Raw genomic sequence first — 7,132 nt, 5'->3', positions numbered from 1 at the left:
GACGTTGATAGGCTGCAGGTATACGTGTCGAAATACACTCAGCTGAGCAGTACTAATTACCCAACAGCTTGCACATTTAATCTTTATCCTTCATCTCTTCTACTTCCAATATGACATGAAAGTCAACGACCGAATGTGACAATGACCGAATAAAGTATTATTCAATCATTCAAAATTCAATCATTCAATCATTGATAACTCAAAGAGCTTGTTGGTGACTATTGGCCGGGTGTTCACCTCTTCCCATCCCGAACAGAGAAGTTAAGCCCCGGACCGCCGATGATACTTGGTTCAAACCTGGTAAAGTAGGTAGTCGCCACAATTATTAAACACAGAAAGCCTCCCCCCAAAAGGAGGCTTTTTTGCGTTTTAGGCGAGTACCGGTACTCATCTCTATCAAGCAAGGCCGCCCCATTTCCGGGATTCATTTTTTACACGCACTATCATGAAAGATACACCTCACGTATAATCGTACGGTTAGGATGTCAGTTTGCCCGGTAGTTAAATTTGCACCAGACAAATCCCGGAACTTATGCACCCTTTGATTACCAAAATTTTATGGACTGTCATTAGTCTTAACCTGGCTGCACTGGTCGTGGCGGCAATTGCTTTTTTACTCGGCACAACCAACCGCAATGTGAGCACAATGGAATCGGGCTGGATGGTCGTGCTATTCATTGCGGCCGCGGCTGTCATTTTGCTGGGGGCGCTTCCTTTATATTTCGGTAAGTCTACTTTTAGCCTGATCGTTTCCGGTTTCTTTGCATTGTTGCCGCTGATAATCCTACTTTCTTTTATGATCAGCAACTACCTGCCCAAATTCAGGCAGAAGCAAACCATGGCGGAATTTTATTACAAAGACAAAGCTCAAAGAACAGTCGCGGAAGCGATTGAGAAAGGCGATCTGGAATCTGTGAGACAGCTTATTCATGGTAAAGACCTGAATATCCCGGGTGTCCCCGAGTCGGGTGGCGACAGGTTAAATTACCTTCAATTTGCAATTCGTCTGCGCAGCAACCCGGCTCCGACTTTTCAGGAGGAAGCGAATACGGCCATTATCAAGCTGCTGATCCAGGAGGGTTCCGATCCCACACCTGCGCTTCCCGAAGGGATCCGGCGCCTGCCGATGGATATGATCTCGCTGTTACTCAACGCCGGTGCTGATCCCAATACGCATGGCTTTGTCAGTGCGGGTCCTTTGATTTTCGAGGCAATCGGACGGACTAAGGAGGAAAACGACATCGCCACGTTGTTAATACAAAGAGGCGCGGAGGTCAATCTCAAAAATGCCGACGGCAACACGCTCCTGATGTATGCTGCCAATAACGCGGGAACGAGTGAACGTTGGGCTGACAGCTGGCGGATGGTCCGCTACCTGATCGAAGAAGTCCACGCGGACTACACCTACAAGCGGCCTGACGGCGTGAGCTTTTCAAGTATCGTTAAAGGCATCGAGAAGAAGGCGATCGAAGAAAAAGTGACCATGTCGGCAGACTTCGGTGTGGTTTTGAAGATCGTGGAAAACTCCGGGTATGCCCCTCATTGAACCTGGATTAACTCAGTACCATAGACCGGACGGCCATCGGCGGTAACACCTTGTATCTCTACCCGTAAAGTCCGCACTTTGTCCGACAGCGGAAACCGTAGCTGGCTATGGCCCTTGCTGTCGGTTTGCATGAGTGGTTTCCAGTATAAAACGTCCCGGTCGTCGACGGGGAGTGGCGCGCTACCGGAGGATGCTTCCAAATCGTAACGCGGCACATAAAATTCGCGTTGCACCGAGGGGAAACCAATGAATTGAACCGGCTTCGTTCTCGACTGTGGTGTCGTATTTCCCTGCATAGATCGTGCGCTTTTAGAGAAAAAAGCGATCACGCCGTTCCCACCGAGAACGCCATAAATGCCAACCGTACCAGCATTTTTCAGAAGTTCTATGCGCTCAATGTCCCTTGCATTGAAGGCCAGCAATGCGACCCCGTCCGGATCCTGAATGGCCACGCCGTCCAAAAGAAATAAGGGTTGAGTGCCACTCTTGAAACTGCTTGCGCCGCGAACGTTTACCATGTATCCCGGGGGCGTTTTCGGTGTTCCGGAAGTTTGGGAGACGGTTACGCCCGCGAACCGTCCCCTGACCATTTCGTAGAGGTTTGCATACAACGGAGACTTTTCATCGAATACCGCTACTGCATCGGCCTGATCGTGCAAGCTACGCATCTGAACATCCTCTGGCCTTTCATCCGGTTTTCTCGCTTTCACCGTGACTTCGTTTAGCTGTTTCGCTGTTTTATCCCGGTAGAGGTCGGCGTTTGCTTCCTGCCGGCTTTTGGCAGCTTCCAGTTGAGGGCGCAACACCGACCAGCTTCGCGTCGCAGGTATTTTACCGGTCTCCCATAGCTTACTAGGGCTTTCCCGTATCACGAAAACTTCGGAGGGAGAGATATGTCTTGATTTGGCATCTGCGATTTGAACCATTAACTGAACAGTGTCTGTAACTGCCAGCCCCGGCAGCCTGAAACGCCCCTGCTGGTCGGCACTTGCCGATTTTACGAACGATTGCCCGGCAGCTGTCGATGCCACGGTAATCTGCGCACCGGGTATCGGCTGATTCTTCGCATTCAAAATACGGCCATTGAATGATAAACCGCTGGCCAGTTCGGCACCCGGCATGCCGCTTACCCGCCGCCAGCCTTGCGTCATAAGGAGGTCGTCCAGGGCCCGGCGGGTTTCAGCAGTCTGCTTTGTGACGTAATAGTTCGGGTTTTCTACTTGTCCCCGAAGTTCTCCTGTCAGCAGTAAATGCGTTTGCAAATTTGCTTCGATGGTATCACCGGGCACTTTCCCCGCATCGGTAATCGACGCCGACAAAGCGGCCGATGCCGGTGATCCGTTATTTTCCAGGTTGACGCTCATGATCACCTGCTCGCGAGGCTGATACCGGCTTTTATTCAATCCGAGCGCCACACGCACCGGTGCCTTAAATTCCGGTATAAACACCAATCGTTCCGCTTGCGGTCTGGCCGTGGCATCGTAAAGGGTGATTTGCGCAATGCCTGGTGACCAGCTTGTTACGGGCAAACTTATTTTTGCCGTCCCATTCTGCAAAAAAATCTTCCGCTGGTCAACTATTCGGCCGCGTTGCTGGATCAGAATATATACGGAGTCGGTTGCTGTCCGGCTGCTACTCGTAATTGTTAAAGCCAGACGGGTTGTGTCGCTGAGAACATCGGATGAAAGCGTCAGTCCTTCTGTTTCGGGCTTAGGCAAAGGGATATGCTGTAACTGGTTCTTGTACACCACATCGGCGTAGTAGGTCCGCGTAGCGTTTGGCTGCATTGAGATACTTGTCATGCCCTGCGGGTTAGTTTTGAAACGGACTATTTCGGCTCCCAGGTCATCGACAATTCGTCCTTCTAGGAGCAATCCATGACTATTAGGCTGCACAATTTTTACGCCCAACCGAGCTGGCAATCCGGCAATCCAGCGACCGCCCTCGGGGAAAATCCGGATATCCAACGGGTTAGAGGAAGAATCACTTTCAACAGATAAATCGCCGCGAAACAGGTTATAAATGGCCACAGAACGCTCGAAGGCCGGGCGCCGGTTCGTATCGTCTTCGTCGGTATAGGCGCGTAAGCGGTACATTCCTGTGCTCAGGGTATCGGATAAGCGAAAATTGCCCTGGCCACGTCCGTCGCCGACCTTTACCCACTGATGTTGCACGACTTTCCCCGCTGGCGTAAGCAGGTCGACTTGCATAACTGTTTCTCCGCCGATTCGCTCGTGAGTAACCGCGTCGAGTAAATAGGTGCTCATCCAGAGCCGGTCGCCGGTAGCATACACGGCCTTATCAATGTGTAAAAACAATGTAGGTGAAAGAAATTTGAACCGCTCGTTGAAAGCTGTGCTAATGCTTTCTGTGTAGCTATCGGGTGGCGCGAGTTTCCCCTGCGTAGCCAATGGATCATTTAAAAGCTCCTCTTTTTCATTGCCTTCGGGTTTCCAGTCGACCGGCAGCATTGTCGATAGCCGGTCATCGCCCATCGAGCCTTGCGTCTCCATACCTTCGGGGATTGTAACAACTCCATCGGCCGTCATTTGCATCTGGCCGCTGGGCAGTCTTATTTCCGTATACGCATAACGGGCATCGGGATAGGGCGAGAAAGTCGACGTTGCTTTGGTGTAAAAAACGACCAGTTTCCGAGGCGAAACCAGTCGGCGTTCGGTTGCCAACCGGCCGGGTTGAATCAATGCAGACGCCTTCACAGGGACCAGGCGCTTGTATTCACTGATTGCCGCCGAGAGCGTAATCAAGCGGCGTTCCAATGGCACGGACTTGGTGGCATCTTCCTGATAAACCAGAAAACCGGCCTGCTCGAATGTATTGTTGACCATGCTGGCCAGTAAATGCCGTGTCGATCCCTTATAGGCCGCGAGCCGGTTGCGCCGAAAGCGTTCAGCCTGCCGCTCGTTTTCTGGTTTAAGTTCTTCAAAACGGGCAGTCCCGGCTGAATAAACTTTTGCCCCGGTGGCATCGAAATGTTGCAGGGCATAAATCAAACGGTAACCCAGCGCCTGGTTATCGATGATCAGCGGGGCATCCGCGGTGGCATACAGATGGCCTTTTACTTCGTTGAAATTGAGGACTTCGCTGTTTACCAGCTCACATTGCCCACCGAACGGTTCACCAAAAAGTTGCTTTTTGAACTGACGCAGATGCCGTTCCCAGCTCTTCGGATTACCCCGCACGGTTACCGCATCGAGCATTTGCACATTGGGTTGCAGCTGAAAATTGGCTTTCTGTGCCGAAGCATCATCAAACCGGATCTTTTGAGACACAGACAGATACCCCACAAAGGAAACGGCAATTTCAACCGTCCCAGGTGAAATGCCGGTAAGTGTGTAGGCCCCTTTTTCATCGGTAACAGCCCCATTGGTCGTGCCATTCACATACACATTGGCAAAGGGCATGGCCTTTCCCGTTGCGGCGTCTGTCACCTGGCCGGTGAGTGTTGCCGTCTTTTGCCCATAGCTGAGCAGGGACGTGCTTGTAAGTAGAAGGACCGTTATCAAGGCAACAAAAAAAGAGCAACGCATAGTATGTAAGTTACTCTTTTAAAAGAATCCGGGTAAGAAAATATAACTATGGCCTCAATCCAGCCCCGGCGTAATCGCCCAGGTACCATCCGCATTCAGCGTAGCATTCATTGAGAAAATACCATAGGGAAACTCAATTTTTACCGCATTTAAATCCGACGGGTTCAGTACCTGGCCTTGTTCGATATCGGCGAAAGTTATCCAGTAGTCAAAACGGGGAGCAAACAGGAAATTCATATTAGGCTGCGCCTGCACGGCAAAAGCGACTGCACCCGACAAGCCTATACCTACGCTGGCCTGGTTGATCGCAGTGGTATGGTCGGACATGATGTTTAGAGAGCCGTGCTCGTACCAGTTCTTCTTATTGACGAATTTGTAATTACCGGCTTCCTTGGTGAGCGTGATTTGATTGTCTTCGGTCATGCTGGTGGGGGAATTTTCTCCTGCATTAAAAACAACCCCGGGCTTTAACGGGCCTGTTTTACCCCAGAAGAAATAGAGATCCATGTTCCATGATATGGCTAGCTGCGAATGCGCGGCCGCTTTTTCCACGCGCCACGCGAGCGGAAAAACGCTCGGGTTCGGGCTGTTGTGATTTTGCTGAAATACACAAAAACTGCCTGATGAGTCGGAGTTATTAACAAAATTGATTGTGAAGGTTGTCATATGTGACTGAGCGGTTTGTGGTTTAATTCAATTCCATAAAGTACCGGTCTTGTCAATCTACTTCTACTTTTGATTGAATGGAAAAGCAGAAGGGCCGCCGGGTTATCCGGCGGCCCTCCGACAAATGCTCGTGGTGAGATTAATTCAGCGTGCTACTTTTTTTCGTAAGACCTCATTTGCTATTAAATGGTTATGTTTCTGATTATAAGATAATTATATTTTATTTTCTAGACTAAACTCTGCAACTCTCCCGCAATTTACAAGTCACGCCCCCGCATAAATCCGGCTCAAAGTTGTTACTTTGTGCCGGAGGGCGCTCCTCGCACCATGGCATTCCATCGTTTCGGATGGACAATAAAAATCCGCTTGCATGAACCAAATTGATGTTTGTATTAACTACTACGGGAAACCGTATCACACTGCCGTTACCCTTCTGACACTTTGGAAACATTCATCCCGGCACATTAACAAGATTTATCTGGTTATCGAAAAAATACAGCCGTATTACCAGTATGACGTCATCCCTTTGCTGAAATTTTACCTCAAAGGATTGCCCATCGAATACGTCTATCCCCAGTATTTTTATTATTCCGGTAATCCGGATGAATCGTGGCTTTCAGATCCTGAAAAGCGTTATGGCCTGAAATATCAGTACGCGCTTGAAAAGTCGGACAAGGAGTTTTTATTTCTTTCACACAATGACTGTCTTTATGAAGACGATTTGTTGGGAAAAATGTTGATGAAAACGCAAAATGAGACGATTGCCGGAATAGGGCTGGTGGGCCAATGCTGGAATTGTCCTGCATTTTTTGCCAAGCTTTGCGATGGTAACCGGTTTGAAAACTATGTTCCGACGAAAGAAGAGCTCAAAGAATTGGTGGATACCTACAAACCGCCACGTGCTGCGATACATTACAAATTAATAGACAGCGGAGTCATACACCCCTTGCCGGAATGCCGGCTGAATGAATACGCGTGCCTGGTCAACGTTCCGGTTTACAGGCAAAATGTCGTTCCGACGGGGGATATCCTGCCATTCGGCGGTGGTTGGCATGGTACGGACTGGGGCGCGATCTGGTTCCATTCGATGTATAACCGGGGTTATAAGTTCATCAACTTCCCATTCGAGCCGCACATGCAGCATGCGCCGTTTTCCAATAATGGAAGCGGGCACCGCGCCGATACCGAATTCGAACTTTATAAATCTTCTGAGGCGGCGGCGAAATCCTATTTGTTAGCCAATAATTTAATCCCGAAAGACGTGCCTCTCGCGTTGAAGTTGGAGAAGCAAACCATTAAAACCAAACACCGGATCAGGAACACTTTGATTAAAGTGAAAGTCAAACTGACGGGGAAATAAGTAACATTTCCG

At 49.7% G+C, this 7,132-nt stretch carries 4 protein-coding genes and 1 rRNA gene; 3 read left to right on the top strand and 2 right to left on the bottom strand.

The annotated features are described in order from the left end of the window. Positions 1-210: 210 nt before the first annotated feature. Positions 211-322 (top strand): 5S ribosomal RNA (gene rrf, locus BMW93_RS29050). Positions 323-532: 210 nt separating this feature from the next. Continuing rightward, positions 533-1,546: an ankyrin repeat domain-containing protein gene (locus BMW93_RS29045; protein WP_090384797.1), complete on the top strand. Its 1,014-nt coding sequence runs from the start codon at positions 533-535 to the stop codon at positions 1,544-1,546. Here the strand turns inward: BMW93_RS29045 and BMW93_RS29040 are convergent. Then, positions 1,540-5,094, bottom strand: coding sequence for a carboxypeptidase-like regulatory domain-containing protein (locus tag BMW93_RS29040; RefSeq protein WP_090384794.1), 3,555 nt, complete (start codon positions 5,092-5,094; stop codon positions 1,540-1,542). The two genes, BMW93_RS29045 and BMW93_RS29040, sit on opposite strands and share 7 nt — an antisense overlap. Before the next feature lie 54 nt (positions 5,095-5,148). Beyond that, positions 5,149-5,760, bottom strand: a complete 612-nt coding sequence (locus BMW93_RS29035) for a hypothetical protein (RefSeq protein ID WP_090384791.1) — start codon at positions 5,758-5,760, stop codon at positions 5,149-5,151. Positions 5,761-6,130: 370 nt separating this feature from the next. On the opposite strand from BMW93_RS29035, the gene BMW93_RS29030 reads away from it, so the two are divergent. Continuing rightward, a complete protein-coding gene (locus tag BMW93_RS29030) occupies positions 6,131-7,120 on the top strand; it encodes a hypothetical protein (protein ID WP_090384789.1) in 990 nt (329 codons plus the stop codon). Positions 7,121-7,132: the final 12 nt, after the last annotated feature.

This window comes from Dyadobacter sp. SG02, assembly GCF_900109045.1.
GTDB lineage: Bacteria > Bacteroidota > Bacteroidia > Cytophagales > Spirosomataceae > Dyadobacter.
This window is presented reverse-complemented; position numbering and strand designations above follow the sequence as displayed.